This is a genomic window from Ktedonobacter sp. SOSP1-52, assembly GCF_016587395.1.
Map to the genome: position 1 here is coordinate 625,662 of NZ_BNJH01000006.1, position 19,349 is coordinate 645,010.

At 52.9% G+C, this 19,349-nt stretch carries 16 protein-coding genes and 1 pseudogene; 12 read left to right on the forward strand and 5 right to left on the reverse strand.

What is annotated here, in order from left to right:
* The first annotated feature begins 350 nt into the window (after positions 1-350).
* The 6 genes and pseudogenes from JMJ16_RS47890 (at position 351) to JMJ16_RS47915 (ending at position 4,446) form a co-directional block, all read left to right on the forward strand.
* Positions 351-1,625: an MFS transporter gene (locus tag JMJ16_RS47890; protein WP_201393169.1), complete on the forward strand. Its 1,275-nt coding sequence runs from the start codon at positions 351-353 to the stop codon at positions 1,623-1,625.
* A gap of 366 nt (positions 1,626-1,991) precedes the next feature.
* Positions 1,992-2,201, forward strand: a pseudogene (locus tag JMJ16_RS47895) (transposase); the annotation flags it as partial.
* Positions 2,202-2,235: 34 nt separating this feature from the next.
* Positions 2,236-2,400 (forward strand): transposase, encoded by a 165-nt coding sequence (locus JMJ16_RS47900; RefSeq protein WP_201393170.1) that lies wholly within the window; start codon positions 2,236-2,238, stop codon positions 2,398-2,400.
* A gap of 68 nt (positions 2,401-2,468) precedes the next feature.
* Positions 2,469-3,197 carry an alpha/beta hydrolase gene (locus JMJ16_RS47905; protein WP_201393172.1) on the forward strand — a complete coding sequence of 243 codons (729 nt, stop codon included), beginning with the start codon at positions 2,469-2,471 and terminating at the stop codon, positions 3,195-3,197.
* A 407-nt stretch (positions 3,198-3,604) separates the two neighbouring features.
* Complete coding sequence (locus JMJ16_RS57660) at positions 3,605-3,805, forward strand: hypothetical protein (RefSeq protein WP_201393174.1); 201 nt, start codon at positions 3,605-3,607, stop codon at positions 3,803-3,805.
* 89 nt (positions 3,806-3,894) lie between these two features.
* Complete coding sequence (locus tag JMJ16_RS47915) at positions 3,895-4,446, forward strand: hypothetical protein (RefSeq protein WP_201393176.1); 552 nt, start codon at positions 3,895-3,897, stop codon at positions 4,444-4,446.
* 235 nt (positions 4,447-4,681) lie between these two features.
* Here JMJ16_RS47915 and JMJ16_RS47920 read toward each other — a convergent pair whose 3' ends face one another.
* Positions 4,682-5,605: an HAD family hydrolase gene (locus JMJ16_RS47920; RefSeq protein WP_201393178.1), complete on the reverse strand. Its 924-nt coding sequence runs from the start codon at positions 5,603-5,605 to the stop codon at positions 4,682-4,684.
* A gap of 200 nt (positions 5,606-5,805) precedes the next feature.
* Positions 5,806-6,753, reverse strand: a complete 948-nt coding sequence (locus tag JMJ16_RS47925; RefSeq protein ID WP_201393180.1) for an LLM class F420-dependent oxidoreductase — start codon at positions 6,751-6,753, stop codon at positions 5,806-5,808.
* A 295-nt stretch (positions 6,754-7,048) separates the two neighbouring features.
* Between JMJ16_RS47925 and JMJ16_RS47930 the strand changes: the two genes are divergently transcribed.
* The 4 genes from JMJ16_RS47930 (at position 7,049) to JMJ16_RS47945 (ending at position 11,092) form a co-directional block, all read left to right on the forward strand.
* On the forward strand, positions 7,049-8,041 hold the full coding sequence (locus tag JMJ16_RS47930) for a TIGR03557 family F420-dependent LLM class oxidoreductase (protein WP_201393182.1): 993 nt from the start codon (positions 7,049-7,051) through the stop codon (positions 8,039-8,041).
* 233 nt (positions 8,042-8,274) lie between these two features.
* Positions 8,275-8,856 carry a TetR/AcrR family transcriptional regulator gene (locus JMJ16_RS47935; protein ID WP_201393184.1) on the forward strand — a complete coding sequence of 194 codons (582 nt, stop codon included), beginning with the start codon at positions 8,275-8,277 and terminating at the stop codon, positions 8,854-8,856.
* Positions 8,857-8,963: 107 nt separating this feature from the next.
* Positions 8,964-10,412 carry an MFS transporter gene (locus tag JMJ16_RS47940; protein WP_201393186.1) on the forward strand — a complete coding sequence of 483 codons (1,449 nt, stop codon included), beginning with the start codon at positions 8,964-8,966 and terminating at the stop codon, positions 10,410-10,412.
* A gap of 20 nt (positions 10,413-10,432) precedes the next feature.
* Positions 10,433-11,092, forward strand: a complete 660-nt coding sequence (locus JMJ16_RS47945; RefSeq protein ID WP_201393188.1) for a nitroreductase family protein — start codon at positions 10,433-10,435, stop codon at positions 11,090-11,092.
* A gap of 127 nt (positions 11,093-11,219) precedes the next feature.
* Here JMJ16_RS47945 and JMJ16_RS47950 read toward each other — a convergent pair whose 3' ends face one another.
* Positions 11,220-12,770, reverse strand: coding sequence for an MFS transporter (locus JMJ16_RS47950; protein ID WP_236602044.1), 1,551 nt, complete (start codon positions 12,768-12,770; stop codon positions 11,220-11,222).
* 140 nt (positions 12,771-12,910) lie between these two features.
* On the opposite strand from JMJ16_RS47950, the gene JMJ16_RS47955 reads away from it, so the two are divergent.
* Positions 12,911-13,801 (forward strand): LysR substrate-binding domain-containing protein, encoded by an 891-nt coding sequence (locus JMJ16_RS47955; RefSeq protein WP_201393190.1) that lies wholly within the window; start codon positions 12,911-12,913, stop codon positions 13,799-13,801.
* Between the two features lie 32 nt (positions 13,802-13,833).
* On the opposite strand, the gene JMJ16_RS47960 is transcribed toward JMJ16_RS47955, so the two are convergent.
* Together JMJ16_RS47960 and JMJ16_RS47965 are read right to left on the reverse strand one after the other, a co-directional pair.
* Positions 13,834-15,111, reverse strand: a complete 1,278-nt coding sequence (locus JMJ16_RS47960) for an MFS transporter (protein ID WP_307813442.1) — start codon at positions 15,109-15,111, stop codon at positions 13,834-13,836.
* 292 nt (positions 15,112-15,403) lie between these two features.
* Positions 15,404-16,798, reverse strand: coding sequence for an MFS transporter (locus JMJ16_RS47965; RefSeq protein WP_201393194.1), 1,395 nt, complete (start codon positions 16,796-16,798; stop codon positions 15,404-15,406).
* A gap of 265 nt (positions 16,799-17,063) precedes the next feature.
* On the opposite strand from JMJ16_RS47965, the gene JMJ16_RS47970 reads away from it, so the two are divergent.
* Positions 17,064-19,337 (forward strand): ATP-binding protein, encoded by a 2,274-nt coding sequence (locus JMJ16_RS47970; RefSeq protein WP_201393196.1) that lies wholly within the window; start codon positions 17,064-17,066, stop codon positions 19,335-19,337.
* Positions 19,338-19,349 lie beyond the last annotated feature (12 nt).

Sequence of the window (19,349 nt, forward strand, 5' to 3'; positions counted from 1 at the left end):
TATATGTTGACAGATGTGCTTGTGTGTCACTATAATAGCGATATTCTAGACGAAAGCGAGGTGCCCCGATGGGTACCATCTTCATCACTCGCGCCCGGGTGTAGCCGCGGCGTGAGGGAAGCATTTTTAGCAGCTAACAGGTGTTTTGTTTGGGTTGCACAATCGTTGGTTTGATTGTGTGTTTGTTTTCTATGTTTCACCTTCTGGATCTGAGGTGGAGTCATTCCTCTAGATCCATCTTCCCCCTGTCTCACTATCCGAGCGCGCCGTATCCTTATTTTCTGGCTACACCTCCATACCTCCTATTCATTTCTCAATGTTTCACCACAAATTATGGAGGTAGCCGCTGTATGGCTTCACATGATATTCCCGCTGTACCACAAACAGACGAACAGGTTCCTGAGGTGGTCGCGCCCCGTTCTTTCTGGCTCAACCGGGCTTTTGGTTTGCTCTGGAGTGGCCAGACTGTCTCCTTGCTTGGTTCACACATTACTGGTTCGGCCATCCCATTTATCGCTATCATGCTTCTGGGGGCCACGCCTTTACAAGTTGGGTTGCTCTCTCTATTCGCCAGCCTGCCTACCTTGCTTTTTAGTCTACCAATAGGTGCCTGGGTTGATCGCCTGCCACGCCGTCCCATGCTAGTGCTGGCCGATATGGGCCGGGCGCTATTGTTGCTTAGCTTGCCTATAGCGGTGTTGTTTGGGCAGATTTCGCTGTTCCAATTGTTGCTGGTTGCCTTTCTTACAAGCACGCTCACGATCTGCTTTGATACGGCCTATCAAGCCTTTCTCCCTCAGGTCGTGCTCCATGCGCAATTGGTTGAGGGGAACAGTAAGCTTGGGACCAGTGACTCTCTGGCCGAGGTGGCCGGGCCACCCCTGGCTGGCGTGCTGATTCAGTGGTTAAGCGCGCCCCTGGCGGTATTCTTTGACGCGCTGAGCTTTCTCTTCTCTGCTTTGAGCATTGGCCTGATTCGCTCTAGAGAGATAGAGTCGGTGCCAGTCGTTGAGGAGCGCGTCTCGCTGTGGGAAGATATGCGGAGTGGACTGAGAATACTTTTCGCCTATCCGCTTCTGCGCACCCTGGCGATCTATGACACGCTCAAGGCTTTTTGTGCTGGCGTTTTCGCGCTGTACACCATCTTTGTGCTGCGTGATCTGCATTTGAGTCCTGTACTCTATGGGCTTCTGATTGCCGTGGGAGGCGTCAGCGCGCTGATAGGCTCGTTTCTTGCCCCTGCGCTTATTCGGCGCTATGGCGCGCGGCGAGCCCTGCTCTATGGCTTGATTGTGGGTAAACTGACCGCTCTTGCGACCCCGCTGGCCTTTGGTGGTCCCTCGCTGGCCTTCGCGTTGCTGGCGCTGGCGCAGATGGGCGACATTGGGTATGTGTTCTTCTCGATCAATGAGATTAGTCTGCGCCAGCAGCAGATTCCCGCGCACCAGTTGGGACGTGTTAATGCTGCCATTAACTTTCTCGTCAACGGGATTGGGCCACTGGGCGCCCTGCTAGCGGGTCTGCTTGCCGAAGTTATAGGTGTACGCTATACGTTGTTGTGTGGGGTGTGTGCCATGATGCTCAATGCTGCCTGGCTGGCAGTTGTCTTGTGGAGGCAGAAATAGAGAGTATGTATGGGCTTTGGGCGAATGCCCGAAGCCCATACTGCTACGTTCCTCATTGGCGCTATCATTACTGCCAGGCAGAGTCTATGGATAAAACATGCCTGCATTGGTTCTAAACCTTGATTCAGCGTTTTATTCATACCAATGAGGATAGAAACTATCTGTGGCTTTTTTGTCTTTATGACTGTGTCAAGGATGCCTAGTACTACAGTCCCACTTAAAACGTGGGGTGGCTCCACAAGCTCACTACCACGTTACAAGCCTTCTACAAAGAAGAAGCCTACGAAGCCACTTCGTAACATACATACCTCGCTAAGTGAGGCTGTAGTACTAGAGGTTGTTATGAACAATAGTTAGACTAGGAGTATGGAAAGAAAAGCATACCCCAGCGATGTAAACGATGAAGAATGGAGTTTTGTGGCTCCTTACCTGACCTTGATGACCAAAGAAGCGCCACAACGAGAGCACGACCTGCGTGAGGTGTTCAACGGCTTGCGCTAGATTGTGCACACCGGAGCGCAATGGCGCATGATGCCTCACAACTTGCCGCCTTGGGCTGAGGTCTATCAACAGATGTAACGCTGGCTCAGAAATGGCGTCTTTGAGGCCATTGTCAACGATCTGCGTATTTGCCTGGATGACTCGTTTTCGTCGCCTGGCACGCGATTATGAACGCTTGCCTGAGATGCTGGCCAGTCTTCACCTGCTGGCCTTTACCGTTCTCATGCTTCATCGCTTTACTCTCTTGATGAGTCACTGCTCTTTCCGTTCATAACACTTTCTATGCAGCTGATAAGTCGGAAAAGATGAAGCGATACACGTAGCCTTAAAAGGATAATGTCTATGGTAAACCAGATTTTGCATATCAATATACAGACACCTAGTGGGTATCTTGAAAGCATACTCAAGCCCGTAGATGATGGCCAGAAGCCAGCTTATGCCAGCATTGTTTGCCATCGTCATCCTCTATTTGGCGGCACGATGCATAACAAAGTCGTTTTCAAAGTAGCACAAGTCATGCAGACCAACGACATCCCTTCACTCCGTTTCAATTTCCGTGGCGTTGGCCATAGCAGTGGGACATATGACGAGGGACGCGGCGAGATGGATGATGTGCGCTATGCTCTCGATTTTATGAGCCGCAAGTATCCTGGGGTGCCAGTGATCCTGGCTGGTTTCTCGTTTGGTGCATTTGTTGGACTCAAGGTCGCGTCTATTGACGACCGTGTCCAGGCCATGATGGGCCTGGGCGTACCCGCGCGCTGGTTCGGCGCTACCAATCCCCTGGCCGGTTGTCACAAACCCAAGCTGTTTATCCACGGGACCAGGGATGACCAGGCGCCTTATGAGGCCGCGATGCAGTGGTTTGAGCAAGTGCCAGCCCCCAAACGCATCGTCACCGTGCAGGATGCCGACCACTTCTTCCAGGGCAGGTTAGACGAGGTGCAGGCCATCATCGCAAATTTTGTTACCACCTTGGGGGAGTACAAGGATTTCTACAAAATTGGGCCATTTGGCAGAAGTTCCACCTCCTCGCATTGTTTATCGCACCTAATGTGTAAAAAATGCTGATTTTGGCAGGATCTCAGAGAAGTGTTTTTGTTCTCCATTGGCCATTTATCGCACTTAATGCGCAGTTAGCTGCGATAGCATCCAAGGAAAAACAGCTCTTGTCGAAATGATCCATTTTTGCAGGAATCCTTGTATTCCCCCACCTTGCCCCAGCCCTCGCACAGCCTGTAAACTATTGCTGGGAGAGAATGGACCCTGACAGCCTCTGGTTGTCAGGGTCCATTCTCTCCCAGCAATTTTAATTTATTTTCGTAACCATTCAGGGGGTCTAGAAAGAAGGAAGCACAGGATGACCAGTCGAAGGAGAAATCAAACAGGTCAAACAGATGTGTCGCAGTCGGCTCCGTTCAGCACGACGAGTGGCTCAATCGCTCCATCGGCTCTTGCGTCGTAAAGGAGAAGAGAAATTGGTACAGCAGAAAGAGCTCTACCACCGCCTCTTGACCACAACGGAGCACATGCTTCGGCAGGCCGAACAGGTCGAGCATGCCATCGCCACACGGACGCAAAAGACGAATCAGGAAAAGGTGCAGCGGCTGCTCGCCCACGTGGAGCAGGTTGTCCCTCTCAGTACTAGTGAAATCTTATATCAATTAATAGAGGATTAGACCACACAAGAAACCATGGATTTATAGAAAATTGTCGCTTCTATTAGGCTCATATATAAGTTATACTAGAAAAAAACCAGGAGGACATTATGACTTTACAACAAACAGAAATTGCAAATAAGAAGGGTCAACAGAAAACAGCTACAGACAGGGTTATCTTGTATGAAACCTTCTTATCTGTTCTTGATGACTATCAACTCGAGGTTGACAATTCAAAGTGGTATTTCAAGACCTGGGAAATAGAAGAAGAAGATGCTATTAGAGCTCTTTCTACTGCTTCTCATGTTGAGAGAGTTGATTCCGGTTTAGGATTATTAGATCGTGTATGTGAAGACTATAATTTTGCTGGAAAACCAGAAGGAGAAGGGCCAGCTGATCGTTTCATCGTAGTACATCCACAAATGCCTGGTAAGTTATTTTCACATACCCTACGAACTATCATTCAGAATTACCGAGGAATTAATGGAGGAATTAAAGAGAGAGCTGATTATTGGTTGGGGATACCATTTCGATGGTTTGAGGTAGACGCACTGACATTCACAAACTCAGGGGAAGAAAAAGCGGTAGAGCCACACGATCTGGTGAAGAACGCAGAAAAACTTGTGAAAATGAACTCGAACAAGGAGGCCGTCACCATTTAATGTGGCTCTACCGAAAAGCAAAAAGCTATTGACAATAGCTAACGCGATGTGCATGTTCTTAGCGTGACCACTCGTGCCTGCGGTGCTCGTTGGGGTAGGAGGTGTGGTGTGTGCTGGTGGCCGCCAGCCACCAGCACACACCACACCTCCTACCAGAAAGAACTTGCACATGGGATTAACTACATAATTTATACTAATTTCAAGTTGAGGAGGTGTAAGTGTGCCATGACCTTCTTTATATCCATTCCAGTAGTTCGCTCAGGTGATTAATGATGAGTTGCGGGCGGATATGCTTCTTGCTGAAGTGCTCCAGGTAAGTGACCCCGTCTCTGCGCAGGTAGTCGCTTGAGGGCGCGACAATGCCCTGCTCTCTGAGTAAGAGAAGTTGAGCACGGTTGTATTCGGCGACAGAGATCCCTTCGTTCTCAGCCAGGTAGCTTGCGATTTCCGCGTAGTTATAGGGTTTCCAGACGGCAACGATGCCGAGCTGCTGCGCACCTGCGACATCAGAGACGAGCGAATCGCCGATCATGATGCTTGTCTCTGCTGTCGTGTTACATGCCTGGAGAGCAAGCTGGAAAATAGCGGGATTGGGCTTGCGTATATGTAAATCAGCGGAGGCCATAACGGTATCGAGATCGAAATATTTAAGCAGGCCCATGGTGCGCATATCTTCGTGGAATGATTTGCCTCCCCAATAGCGATTAGTGACCACGCCGAACTGGAAGTGGCGCTGCTGCAGTTCATCCAGTGTTGCGAGAGCGTCTTCGAAGAGCACACGTGCTTGCGCAAGGTTGATTTGCATAGTGTCAAAGATGGTCTGACAGAAGGCCAGGTCAGCCTCTGGAACTCCTAAAGCTTTAAGGGCTTGTTGTACTATAGTGGCTCCCTCGGGCTCGGTCAATGGATCTTTTTCTATGGTGAGCGCAAATTGCGTCAGGAGTGTGCGCCGGAGCACGAGGGCTGACTCCTCATCGTTTTCTTTAAGAATGGAGAACGAGGGATATGCCTGGCGGAGCAGGTGTATCGCATGTTGATCTGCGGCAAATTCCAGTGGAGCGATCTGATCGTAGGAGGTGCGCTGCCAAAGGGTATTGCCAAGGTCAAAGAGCAAGCAATGAATACGACTATTGGTGAGCCCTGAGATGCTATCTGTCACTATGCTAACTCCTTTTTTAGATTTAGAATGCTTCAGTTGTAGTTTATGATTTTTCGGGACACTTCGCCACCTGTTGTGGTTTGTAGGAGGATTTTGGCTGTACAGAGTAAGGGGAGGATGGGCAGGGCAATTGCCCTGCCCATCCTCCCCTTACTCTGTACAGCGCCTCCGGCGCTGAGAAGCTTTCAGGAGAAGGAAAGTTAGGAGATGAACTCCTGAGCGAAGTTACGGATAGAATTGAGGTTGGTGCGATCCAGGAAGCCGATAATGAGCTCCTGGACGCCAGCCTCCTCATATTCCATCAAGCGCTGACGAATGGTGGCAGGACTGCCAATAAGGGCGTTATTGATGCGATCTCCGAACTGGTTCTTCACAAAATCGGGAACCTGGGCGAGAGCAACCGCATCGGTCTCGGCGAGGGAACAGAACGTGGTTGTAGTGCGATGGATGCTCTCGTAGTCGCGTCCCACATTTGCGCAGTGGTCTTTAATGACGTCGAATTTATGCTTAATGGTTGCTATATCGCCGCCGACATTGCAGGCATCGCCATACTGAGCGACCAGCTTTAGCGTGACCTTTTCTCCACCGCCACCAATCAGCAGAGGAATGTGAGGCTTCTGTACGCCCTTAGGCTGGTTGATTGCGCCGCGCACCTGATAGTATTTTCCCTCGAAGACAGCCTCCTCCTGCGTCCACATATTCTTGATGACCTGGACGGCCTCGCGCAGCATGCGCAGGCGTTCGGGGGCGTCGGGATACTCATAGCCGTAGGCGCGATACTCATGCTCATACCAGCCCGCGCCGATGCCGAAGTTCAGGCGCCCATGGCTGAGTACATCTACCGTGCTTGCCATCTTGGCGAGAATGGCTGGATTGCGATAGCCATTGCACGTCACCATCTGGCCGATGCGCACGCGTTTAGTATCACGCGCCAGGGCGGCCGTGCTTGTCCAGCACTCAAAGGTGACCTCCTGTGAGGGGCGAGGAATGGTATGAAAGTGATCGACGAGCCAGACTGAGTCAAAGCCAGTTTCGTCGGCGATCTGCGCGACTCGGGTCATTGTCTCGTATGCCTCAACGGGATCTTTGATACCTGCCAGGTCCATTGTCCATCCTTGAGGGAGGGAGACGCCAAATTTTAGAGCCATGAAAAACAATACCTCTTCTTTCGTGAGTGACCCGACGCGTGCTTTAGCAGCGTCGGCTATCTAGCTTTCTGCATGCCGCAATAGTATTTTTCAGAAGCATTATAGCATCGATGAAGGCGACTATGCTGATAGAAGCTCAACATCTATATGGATCTAACATTTTAAATAGTGCAATTGTAGATTTCTATGGCAGAAGTGTATACGCAAGAAAAATTTGCTTCGTGTCTCTTTAAGGAGAAGTCCCCTTTGGTGCGTCTATCGGCGCTAAGAAGACCATCTGGAAAGAGGAAGCATCATGGTACAGTTTGGTTGGAAGGCAGGCCCTGAGCAGTATCCACCTGTTGAGCTTATGAAGTATGCCATCGCCGCTGACAAAGCGGGTTTTGATATGTTAGACGCCAGTGATCACTTTCACCCCTGGAGCGAGGAGGGCCAGGCCTGCTTTACCTGGACCTGGTTTGGCGCGGTCGCGACCCAAACGCAGCGCATTACCCTTAGTTCAGGTGTGACCTGCCCCATTCTACGCTATCATCCGTCGATTATCGCCCAGGCCTCCGCCACCGTCACCCATTTCGCCCCCAGGCGTTTCGCTCTTGGCGTAGGCACTGGCGAGGCGCTTAACGAATTTGCCGCGACCGGGCAGTGGCCCGAGTACACGGAACGTCGTGACCGCCTGGCCGAGGCCATCGAATTGATCCGCGCTCTCTGGACCGGCGAGCCTGTAACCTATAAGGGGAAATACTATCACACAAATAAGGCCAGGCTATACACGCCGCCGACCGGTCCAATTCCCATTATCGTTTCAGCCCTGGTGCCCCATAGCGCGCAATTCGCGGGCAAATATGGCGATGGCCTTTGGTCTGTAGGAGGCAAGCAGCCGGAGATCTATCAGGAGATCATCAAAAGCTTTGAAGAGAGCGCTCGTGAGGCTGGAAAAGACCCCAAGCGTATGCCGCGCTGGCTTGAGCTAACAATAGGCTATTCCAACAACCCCGAGGCGGAGATTCAGTCGCGCTTGAAATACTGGGCGGGCGCACATGTCCCGGCACTCTTCGATCAGAAGATCTATACGCCTAAGATGTCGCAGGAGAATGGCGAGGTGGTTGGCGCGGATACGCTCAAGAAGATGGGCTGCTTCTCCTCCAATCCCGAGGACCACGTGAAGTTTGTCAAACAGTACATCGAACTGGGCTTTGATCACATCATCTTCCACTCTGGCGGCCCAGATCAACTCGCCTTTATCGAGAGCTACGCCCGCGATGTGTTGCCCAAGCTGCATAATTTGTAGCTGCAGGGCAGAAGGCTGTTGCCCATAGGTCCATGCAGACTCGTACACTGCCGTCAGGGGATGATGCTGGAGTGCTTTCGCAAAGCCGAGCGAGAGCACTCGTGATGTTGATCGACTCTGCGCGCTGTTTCTTTGCCTGTTGTGCATGCATACCAACACTCGTGGCCAACTTTCTCTATACTTGACTTATCGGTCCAAAACGAGTATAGTATTTGCAGGGAGGCAAACACACAATGGCGAGACCTAAAACCTTTAATCGTACGCAGATGCTTGACAAGGCGATAGAGCTTTTCTGGAGTCGTGGCTATGAAGCGACTTCTATCAATGATTTACTGGCATATCTTGGTATCAAGCGCCAGAGCTTATATGACACCTTCGGGGATAAGCATACGCTCTTCCTTGAGGCTCTCAAGCGGTACGAGGAACGAGCTAGCGCGTCTACCATTGGAGTTCTGGAGGAACCTGGATCAGGGAAAGAAGCCATTATCCGTGTTTTTCGCGCTACGGTGCAACAGCTTGGGCAGACGATACCTCCACGAGGCTGTCTCATCGTCAACACCGCGATTGAGTTGGCTCCCCATGATCCCGAAGTGGCCCAGTTTGTTGCAGCGAGCGTCGCCCGCACGCAAGAGGCGTTCTACCGGGCCTTACTCCGTGCTAACGAGCAAGGGGACCTCCAGACGCAACGCGACCTGATCACCCTGGCTCGCTTTCTCACGGCATCGCTGCAAAGCTTGAATATTACTGCCAAGGCTACTCGGGATGCTGCACAGGTGCGCGATGTTGCCTCTGTAGCGCTTTCAGTGCTCTCTTAGCCTCTCAATTTTTTTTATTCTTTATTTTGGACTGATCGATCAGTCCAAAATAAAGAATAATGCGAATACCATTTGCATGAAAAAGGAAAGAGATGGTGCTCATTTTCATGACACAACAAATACAAGATCAACCACTTCAGGTGGAAGGAAGAGTACAAAAGAAGAGCATGCGCCGCTGGCTGATGCTCGCTGTGGTACTACTCGCGACATTTATGAACGCGCTTGACACATTTATCGTTAATATTGCTGTTCCTTCAATTAAGAGCAATATTCATGCGACCTTTGCGGAGGTACAGTTCATCATCGCTGGCTATACGCTGGGGTATGCCGTGGTTCTGGTAACCGGAGGGAGATTAGGTGATATCTATGGGCGCAAGCGCCTGTTTCTGATTGGCGTAGCAGGTTTCACGCTCAGTTCTGCTCTCTGTGGTTTTGCACCCACCCCTGCACTCTTGATTTTCTTTCGGCTGCTCCAGGGCATCCTGGCGGCACTGATGACTCCACAGGTGCTAGCACTCATCCAAATCAACTTCCAAGGATATGAGCGAGCGCTCGCCTTTAGCGCTTTCAGCATTACCATTGGCCTGGCCTCAGTTCTGGGACAAGTTATTGGAGGCTTTCTCCTGGCGACAAATATACTGGACCTGGGTTGGCGCAGCATCTTCCTGGTCAATGTGCCAATCGGGATTCTCGCCCTCCTGGCTGCGTTGCTTCTCGTCCGAGAGTCCCATCCATCATCAGCACTTCAGATTGACATAGGAGGAGTTGCCACTCTCTTTCTGGCGCTCTTTCTCCTTGTGTATCCACTTATCGAAGGTGGGAATGAAAGCTGGCCGCTCTGGAGCTTTGTGTGTCTGGCACTGAGCCTGCTCCTCCTTGTCGTCTTTGCGCTCTATGAGCAGCAGCTAACCAGGCGTGGCAAATCTCCGCTCGTACCACTTTCGCTCTTTCGCGAGCGTGCCTTCCTTGCGGGCCTTCTTTCAATCCTGCTCAGTAACACACTCTTTGGCGGTATCCTGCTCGTGCTCCCCTTTTACTTACAGGATGGCTTGCACTATACACCTGTACAATCAGGTCTCGTTGTGATGGTCATGGGAATCGCATTTCTACTCACTTCTCTAGCTTCTGCCGGAATCATCCGTCGCCTGGGGAATCGAACACTTCCCCTTGGCGCAATCCTGATTCTGGTTGGTTATCTCTGTGTCTTCCTAGTTGTGCGTTTCCTGGTGTCGCTGTATGGTATCGTGCCATTGCTGCTAGCTTCTGTCGTTGTCGGTAGCGGAAATGGCGTCCTCATGTCCCAATTATTGACGAAGACGCTGGAGGGGATTGACCACAAGCACGTTGGTGCAGCTTCGGGCGTATTCTCGACGACGCAGCAAATTGCTAATGCGCTTGGAGTTGCCGTACTTGGGGTACTCTTCGCATCAATCGCGAAAGGAACAGGGTACATCAATGCCGCGAATATCTCATTTCTGATCATCGGTCTTGCGAGTGTGGGTCTCTTCTTGACCGTCATGCTCTTCCCTAACATGTCTGGAAATTCCCATAAGTAATATTGAAGGAGAACAAGTGTATGCCACAACTCGATCTTCTACCAGATGCCTTGCTTTCTACCACCCGCGCAGTTCGTAAACGCCTGGATCTGACGCGACCAGTAGAACCAGAGGTGCTTCGGGAGTGCCTGGAACTAGCAGTACAGGCTCCCACAGGCCGTAATCGCCAGCGCTGGGACTTCATTGTTGTGACGGATGCCGAGCAGCGCCGGGCCCTGGCCGAAGTATACTGGCGTGGACCGGAACTGCCCCAGCCAATGCTTACCGCACATCTGCCTGGTGCGAATTTCACCAGGGCCAGGCGCGGTGAACACATCACCGACAAAACCTTTGAGGGGCTGAACGCCCTGATAGAGCACTTAGACAAGGTACCTGCGCTCGTCATCCCCTGTATCCATGGTCGAACTGAAGGAGCCTCAATTCTTGAGCAGGCAAATACCTGGGGATCGATTCTGCCTGCCGTTTGGAGCTTCATGCTTGCCGCCCGTTCGCGTGGTCTAGGGACGTGCTGGACCACGCTCAGTCCCTATTGTGAGCACGAGGTAGCACAATTGCTGGGTATTCCTCACCATGAGATCATGCAGGCAGCACTCATTCCGGTAGCCTATACGCTAGGCACCAACTTTCGTCCCGGTCCACGCGTGTCACTAGAACAAGTAGTGCATTGGAACCGATGGTAACACGGTCGTAATACCGCCCGAGGGCTCCTGCTTTCCCAGGAAGTGGATGCGGGAGCCTTCCCTCACGTCTGCTCGCATTTCAGGACATTTACCAACTGGACACTGTAGACTATGATCAGCAAAATGTTTACTGGCTGCCACGGGCCAGGGCAGTGAAGATGCCAATAGCGGCGCAGCCAGCGCAGACGAGAAAGGCCGCGTGAAAGCCCTGCTCAAAGGTGTGTTGTAGGCCCTCGATGTGGGCTGGCGAGAAGTTGTGGGCCTGGGGCGAGGAGAGCAGTGTGCCCGCAAGCGTACCACCCAGGGCGGCAAAGACCGTGCCAGTCAGGGCAACGCTCAGGCTCTGGCCGATCACGCGTGCAGTCGCCAGCAGGCCAGATGCCTCACCCTGCGCGTGGAGGGGAGCCGCGCTCATCATGGTGCGTGTGTTAGGCGACTGAAAGATGCCCTGGCCAATGCCGGTCACGGCGAGGCGCCAGAGAATATCCCAGAGGGGGCTCTGCGCGTTCATCTGGCTGAGCAAGAAGAGGCCAAAGCAGGCGATAGTCAGGCCAATGGGCGAGAGCCAGCGTGATCCCAGGCGGTCCGCCAATGTGCCACTGAGGGGAGCCGCGAAGGCGAAGGTGAGTGGCAGTGGCGTAAGCAAGAGGCCAGTCTGGATCGTCGAGAAGTCGCGCAACTGCTCAAAGTAAAAGGGGAGCAGGAAGCCAGGCGCGAAGAGGGCCATCATACAGAGCATGAAGCTAATGTTGGCGAAGACAAAAGTGCGATTGGTCAGCAGTTCCAGGTTTAAGATGGGATGAGCCACGTGTGACTCGACCAGGATAGCCAGGCCCAGCATAACAACGCCTGTGCCAAAGGCGAGAAAGGTAGCGGTAGAGGTCCAGCCCCACTCCTGGCCAAAGGAGAGGCCCAGGGTCAGTGAAGCAAGAGCAATAGCCAGTACCAGTGCGCCCAGGGGATCGAAACGCTCGTGTCGCTTGCTCTCGGGGTGTGGCTCATAAAAAAAGCGCCAGCCAGCAAGGATAATGAGCAGGCTAACGGGAACGTTGACATAGAAGATCCAGCGCCAGGTCAGGTACTGCGTAATAATACCCCCAAGGGTAGGGCCCAGGGCGACTCCCAGCGAGACCACAACTGCGTTCAGCCCCAGGGCCAGTCCCCGCTTGTTACCAGGAAAGGTACTGGTAATCATAGCGATATTGACGGAGAATATCAGCGCACCCCCAATGCCCTGGAAGAGCCGCGCAATAATCAGAAAGAGCAGCGAGGGCGCCAGTCCGCAGAGCGCTGATCCCAGGACAAAAATAGCCAATCCCGCCAGGAAAATAGGCTTGCGCCCAAGGATATCAGCCAGCCGGCCAAAGGTAAGCAGGGTCGCGGCAATGATAACGAGATAACCAATGATGATCCACTCAGTAGATCCACTGATACCGGTATGAAAGGTACGTGCGATAGTAGGCAGACCAATATTGATAATAGAACCATCAAGCGTCGTCATAAAGCTGGACGATGCGGCCAGAGCCAGAATGATCCATTTATTGACTGAAGGGGATGATGTCTCAAGGTCTTTATTGGTCTCGACGGCTGTATAATGCGGTTCCTGGACTGGGGCCGCAGGCGAAGATGCTTTAACATGCATATGTGATCCAGTATCTTGTTCATAGCTATAGGGCATAGAGATCTCCCATGTGTGTTTTAATAAGTGCTTTTGCATACGCTGTGGTTATTTAAGTATAAAATTCTCAATGTATATGCGTCCAATAGATAAATCTGGTAAGATCAATAGGTAAAATCTATGAGAGGGGGGGTACGAGAATGGAACTACGGCATTTACGCTATTTTGTGGCTGTTGCTGAGGAACTGCACTTTGGGCGGGCCGCAGCGCGCTTAGCAATTATGCAGCCATCATTGAGTCAGCAGATTCAGCAGTTGGAGGAGGAGCTGGGCTTCCCTCTTTTCCGGAGGACGAAGCGCTCTGTAGAATTAACGGATGCGGGTAGCGTCTTTCTTGATGCGGCCCGGCAGGTACTTATCCAGGTGCAGGAGGCAAAGCAGGCTGCCCAGAGGGCGCACCGAGGCGAGGCAGGGCGGCTTGTTATTGGCTATATTAGCTCTAGTACGTATGATGTCTTGCCCTTGATGTTGCATCTGTTTCGTGAGCGCTTCCCGCAGGTTGAGGTAGCCCTGCGTGAATTGACGACGCATGAGCAATTGCGTGCTTTAGAGGAGGGTGCCATCCAGATTGGACTTATTCGCCTGCCTATTAACGCACCATGGGTAAGCGTACAGGTTGTGCGGCGCGAACCCATTGTCTGTGTCCTGCCAGAGCAGCATCTGTTGGCAGCCTATGAGCGAATTCCAGGAGCTTTGCTGGCACAGGAGCCCTTTGTCTTGCAATCGCGTCAACAGGGGTCGGGCTATCATGTGTATCTCATGAAGCTATGCCTGGGCTATGGTTTTACGCCCAATGTTGTGCAGGAGGTCACGCAGATGCATGCCATTGTGGGTATGGTTGCTGCTTGCATTGGCGTTTCCCTGGTGCCCCTCTCGACGCAAAATATTCGTAGCCAGGGCGTGGTCTATCGCGAACTGGAGGGTGAAGCGCCTATAACGGAGATGGGTGTGGCCTGGCGGAGCGATGCTCATTCCAGGCTTATCCAAAATTTTCTCTCGGTGGCGCGTGAGGCGACACCAGATCTCCACTAGGTAGCCTGTGGGCTAGAAGCTTGTTTCGTGTCTCAGTCATCCGCAGGTTGTTGGCCAGCATACTCTTTGAGTGGGAGGGCGGCCAGAAGGGAGATGACTGCCATACTCACTATATAGAAGGCAATGAATATATAAGGTGGAAGGCCAGTAGTAAGCGGGCTGTGGAGTGAGAGGAGGTAGGTAGCGATGATAGGCGCTGGCCCTCCTGCTGTGATAGAAGCCAGTTGATAACCCAGTGAGGCGCCACTGTAGCGCAAACGGGGGCCAAAGTGCTCCGCGATCAAGCTTGCCTCCGGCCCATAGAGCCAGCTAATGCAGATGCCGATGGAGAAAACGATGGCGAAGACCACCAGGAGCGGATTTCTAGATTGAAGCAAGGCAAAATAAGGAACAGCGAAGAGCGCCATAAGAACCACGCCCAACATGAACCAGCGCTTGCGTCCAATGTGGTCAGAGATGAGGGCAAAAATAGGTATGGTGACGAAGGTGATGATTGCTGAAAAGAAGATCCCGGTATAGAGAAGGCTGGGATCTAGCTGGATGACGGTGGCCCCATAAGAGAGCACAAACACGGTAAAAAGGTAGAAGGGGGCATTCTCGGCTGAACGGAGCAGGGCGCACAGGCAAACCTCGCGCCAGTGAGAATAAAGAACCTCAAGTGGGGGCGCCTTAGCGATCTGCTGCGCCCCTTTAATACGCTGAAAGGCTGGAGTCTCTGGGATATGCAAGCGGATGTACAGACCAATGATTATCAGCGCAGAACTCATGAGGCAGGGGATGCGCCAGCCGATGCTGGTGAAGGCCTCACCTGGATAGAGCTGCTGAAAGAGCAGCACAGCCAGCGCGGAGAGGGCCAGGCCAATAGGCACGCTTGTCTGTGGCCAGCTTGTCCAGAAGCCGCGCCGCTGATCATCACCATGTTCCATACACAGGAGGATTGAGCCGCTCCATTCTCCACCAAGGGCCATACCTTGAAGGAAGCGGAGCAGCGAGAGCAGGATGGGGGCCGCGATCCCAATTTCCGCGTAACCTGGCAAAATGCCCATCAAGATCGTAGCTGTGCCCATGAGCAAGAGGGTCGCGACCAGGGTAGACTTGCGACCAATGCGGTCGCCAAACCAGCCGAAGAAGGCTCCGCCAATGGGGCGGGCGGCAAAGCCCACAAAGTTGGTCGTGAAGGCCGCGATGGCGCCGGCAGAGGGATCGAGTGTGGGAAAGAAAAGCTGAGGAAAGACCGTCACTGCCAGGAAGCCATACAGAAAGAAATTAAACCACTCGATAGAAGCGCCAATAGTGCTGGCGCTGATCAGGGCAGCATCTCACGAAAGGTGATAGGCGTCGCGTTTTTCGCAGGTAATGCCACTGTACTGCACCTCCCTCCGGCTAGAAATAGTTCGTATACGTCTTCTTGCTGACATTCATACCAGAGATACGTGCATTTCGTCAATACTTGTGTCTGCATCAATTGGGCATCTCGGCTCGCAAGCTCGCCTCTGGGTAAGCGATGGTAGTGTGATGGATGAGCAAATGCCCATCCATCACACTACCATCGCTTACCTATGAGCGCCGCAGGCGCGAAAACTTACGTCGGGCGTGGTAATGTTAATCGGCGGGAGCCAGGCTTATCTCAGGCTCATTGGCTGTAGGCGCCTCGGCACCTGAGATATCTGATTTTGTCATTTCCTTAAGGCCCAGAACCGAGGCAAAGGAGATGACGGCAAGTACGACCATGTAGATTGCGACCGCCTGCCAGGAACCCGCTCCGATGTTGACTACGACTTTGCTCAGACCAAGGGCAGAGAGGCTGCTCTTACCGGTCAGGAGCAAGAGGGCGATGATCGGAGCCAGGCCACCAGCGAAGGGAGCGGCTAGCTGGTAGCCAAGTGAGGCGCCGCTATAGCGAGAACGGGTGCCAAAGCGTTCGGCGATGAGTGCCGCCTGTGGACCATAGACCCAGGAGTGGAAGATAGCGAGAGAGAGAACGACCGCGATGAAGAAAGCTACCGTTCCCGCGTTCATCAATAGGAAGTATGGGAAGGCAAAAATTGCCATAAGCACGCAGCCAATCAGATACCAGGTGCGGCGTCCGAAGCGGTCGGAGAGGTGCCCAAAGAGCGGAATGGTGATCATCTCCAGAATTGAGCCGACCGTGATGGCGTTCAGGATAAGCGTCTTATCCAGGGCCAGCTTCTCCAGGCCATAGGTGATGACAAAGGTTGTGAAGAGATAGAAAGGCGCCTGCTCGATGAAGCGGGAGCCAGCACTGAGCAGGATCTCGGGTGTGCTGTGGCGGAAGGCCTCAACGAGCGGAGCCTTGGCTTCACGCTTCTGCTCTTTGAGCTGCGCGAAAAGCGGGGTTTCCAGCACGCTTAAGCGGATGTAGAGGCCAACAACGATCAGGAGCGCACTGACAAAGAAGGGGATGCGCCAACCCCAGTCGAGGAAACTGGCTCCCGTAGAGGACTGCACAACATTGGCCACGATAGTGGAGAGCACCAGGCCGAGGGGCGCGCCCATCTGTGGCCAGCTAGCCCAGAAGCCTCTGCGTTCTTTATGACCATACTCAAGTGCCAGCAGGACTGAGCCACCCCACTCGCCGCCTACACCCAGGCCCTGGCCGAGGCGTAGCAGCACAAGGATCAAGGGTGCGGCCATGCCTATCGCTGTATAGCCGGGCAAGAAACCGATGAGTAGCGTCGAGATACCCATCAACAAGAGTGTCGCGATAAGTGTGGATTTGCGACCGATGCGGTCACCCAGGTGACCAAAGAGCGCACCTCCAAAGGGGCGTGCGATAAAGCCAACCAGGAAGGTGAACAATGAGAGGAGGGTACCAACTACCTGGTTCGAGCCAGGAAAGAAAAGCTTGGGGAAGACGAGGGTCGCCATCGTTCCATAGAGGAAGAAATCATACCATTCAATAGCCGTGCCCAGAGTGCTTGAAAAGATAACAGGTCCCATGCGTGAACGTGTGATGTTGTCATTGGTCGTCGCCATATTTCCCTCCAGTGCGAATAAATAAGCTCTGCTGTACTACGCTGTACTTGATTACAGCTAAGTGTAGAGGCTGGAGAGTAAATATCACGTAAACAAAGGCGAGAGAGTGTAAACAAAAATATAAATATTGCAAGTAAAGTGCGTGAGGTGACGGGCGCAGCCCGCTCGCTACCTCATGCACTTTACTTGCAATAAGAAGATCTTTCCGGCATACTTAAACATACCGAGGCGCGATGTTTAGGGCCTGATCCTGGCGAGGATGATTATGCTGCGATTACTTGAGCGAAGCATCACATTGCAACTGCTTGTCTTCTACTGCTTATTTCTGCTGCCCTTGCTGTTGGGCGGTGTCGAGTTGTATCTCTTTCAGCGCAACGCGCTCCAACAGAATGCCACGCGCGCGGATTTGAGTCTCGCCCAGGCAGTTGCCCTTGATGTCGAATCGATTATTGGCCCCGCGATAAATATCGATACTACTCTGTCTTATAGCCAGGAAGCTAAGAAGCTTGATCGACAGCAACTCACTACCGCCTTCTCCCTGGCAGCACTTGTCCAGCCCGCCAGCAATCTCTATGCGGTCTGCGATGTATCTGGAAATCTGCTGCTTGCCTCGCCAGAGAGCCAGGCCCGCAACTTGAGTGAAAGCCAGTTGTGCCGCCACTTTCTGCCTTCGGTGCAGACAAATAGATCGCTTATCTCTATCAGTCGTATTAGTCTCAATTCAGGTGGGTCTCTGGTCGTGCTTGCGCGGCGCATTAGCGATGATCGAGGAAAGGTAGTCGGGACCATGTTGGTAACTCTCCAGCTTGAGCAGCTGGCTGCGCGCCTGCTCTCGATGGAGAAGCAATGGAATACGAATGGTGAACTGCGTACCTGGGTGGTTGACCACGAAGGTCGTCCCATAGTACAGCCTGGACAGGGGTCTTTCGCGGTCGATTCGCGTGTGTCATTGCCTGGAGTGAAGGAGGCTTTACAGGGGAGGCAGGGGAGCCTGATCGCGCAGGAGTCTAACCGCGATTGGCTCTATAGCTATATGCCTGTCAGCCTGGACGGTGGCTACTGGGGCGTGGTGATCCAGAGGCCAACTGACAGCACATTTGCCACAGTCGTGAGTTTTCGGAATAGTCTGGGCATCGCGCTCTTTATGGTGCTTATCGGGGCCAGCTTTTTTTGGTTCGCGATGCATGGGGGAGTGGTCGCGCCGCTGAAGAAGCTGGCGCAGGCGGTCATCATGATCAAGCCAGATCAGGAGACGAAGGTCATGGATGGCAGGCTTCTTGCCAGGGAGCGGGAGCGTATCGACGAGATTGGGCAGGTCATCGCAGCCTTCTCCGCCATGGAGGACGAGGTGCATGACCTCTTTCGCAAAAGCGATGCGACAAGCCAGGCGCGCCTGTACACCCTGGATGCCATTATGCATAGCATGAATGAAGGCCTGCTCCTCGAAGCTCCCAATGGACATATCATCTATGCCAATCAGCGCTTTACCCAGTTTGTGGGCCTCTCGCCCAATGATCTCCTACCCCCTATTTTCGATGAGCATAAGGCGCAGGACGCGCTGCTCTCGCTCATTGAAGACCCCGATGTGTACCAACAAGCTGTGCACGCAGCCGAGACCGGGAGCGGACCCGATGTGATTGAATTTTATGTACGCGGCTACCATAATCCGGTTGGACAGCATATACCTGTGCGTAGGGTTGTTCGCCTGCGCGTGTTCCAGGTGCGCGATCAGGCAGGCGAGCTTATTGGACGCGGAAAGGTCTTTCAAGATGTGACGCGTACCAACGAGGCGGAGCTAATCAAGAAGAACCTGCTTGCCATCGTTTCGCACGAGTTGCGAACGCCATTAACATCTATCAAAGGCTATGCTACGAGCTTGCTTGAAACCGATGTTGAGATGGAGAGCGCTATACAGGAGGATTTTCTGCGCGGGATTGTGATTGAGACTGATCGCATGGCGGAGCTGGTAACGAGCCTGTTGGATATGTCGCAAATCGAGGCTGGGACGCTCAAGCTCTCACCCGGTCTCTATCCCCTCGATGTATTAATCAAGCAAGCTCTGCCAGAACAGGAAAGCGAAAAGGTACGGATCAGTCTGCCAGTGAAACCTTCGCTGATTAACGTAGATGGGAAGAGGATTGAGATGGTTTTGCGCAACCTGCTCCAGAATGCCCGGCGTTATGCTGGCGCCGATGCGCTCATCGAGATCGTGGTCAGGTATGAACAGGAAGATGGCGAGGTAAAGGGGGGACTCTATCTGAGTGTGATCGATAATGGCGCCGGTATTCCGGCGGATCTGACTGAGCGTATTTTTGAGCGTTTCTACCAGGTTGATAGTGGACGTAGACGTAGCAGCAGTGGTGTGGGGCTGGGGTTGGCCATTTGCCGTGGCTTTATCGAGGCACATGGAGGGCGAATCTGGGCCGAGAACCGGGTCGATGGAGCAACAGGTGCTGCCTTTCATATCTGGCTCCCGCCTCGTGTGCTTTACCCACCTGACGCGCAGCCAGACATGTTTGCCTTGCTCAATATTTTGTAACCCAGAGAGGTG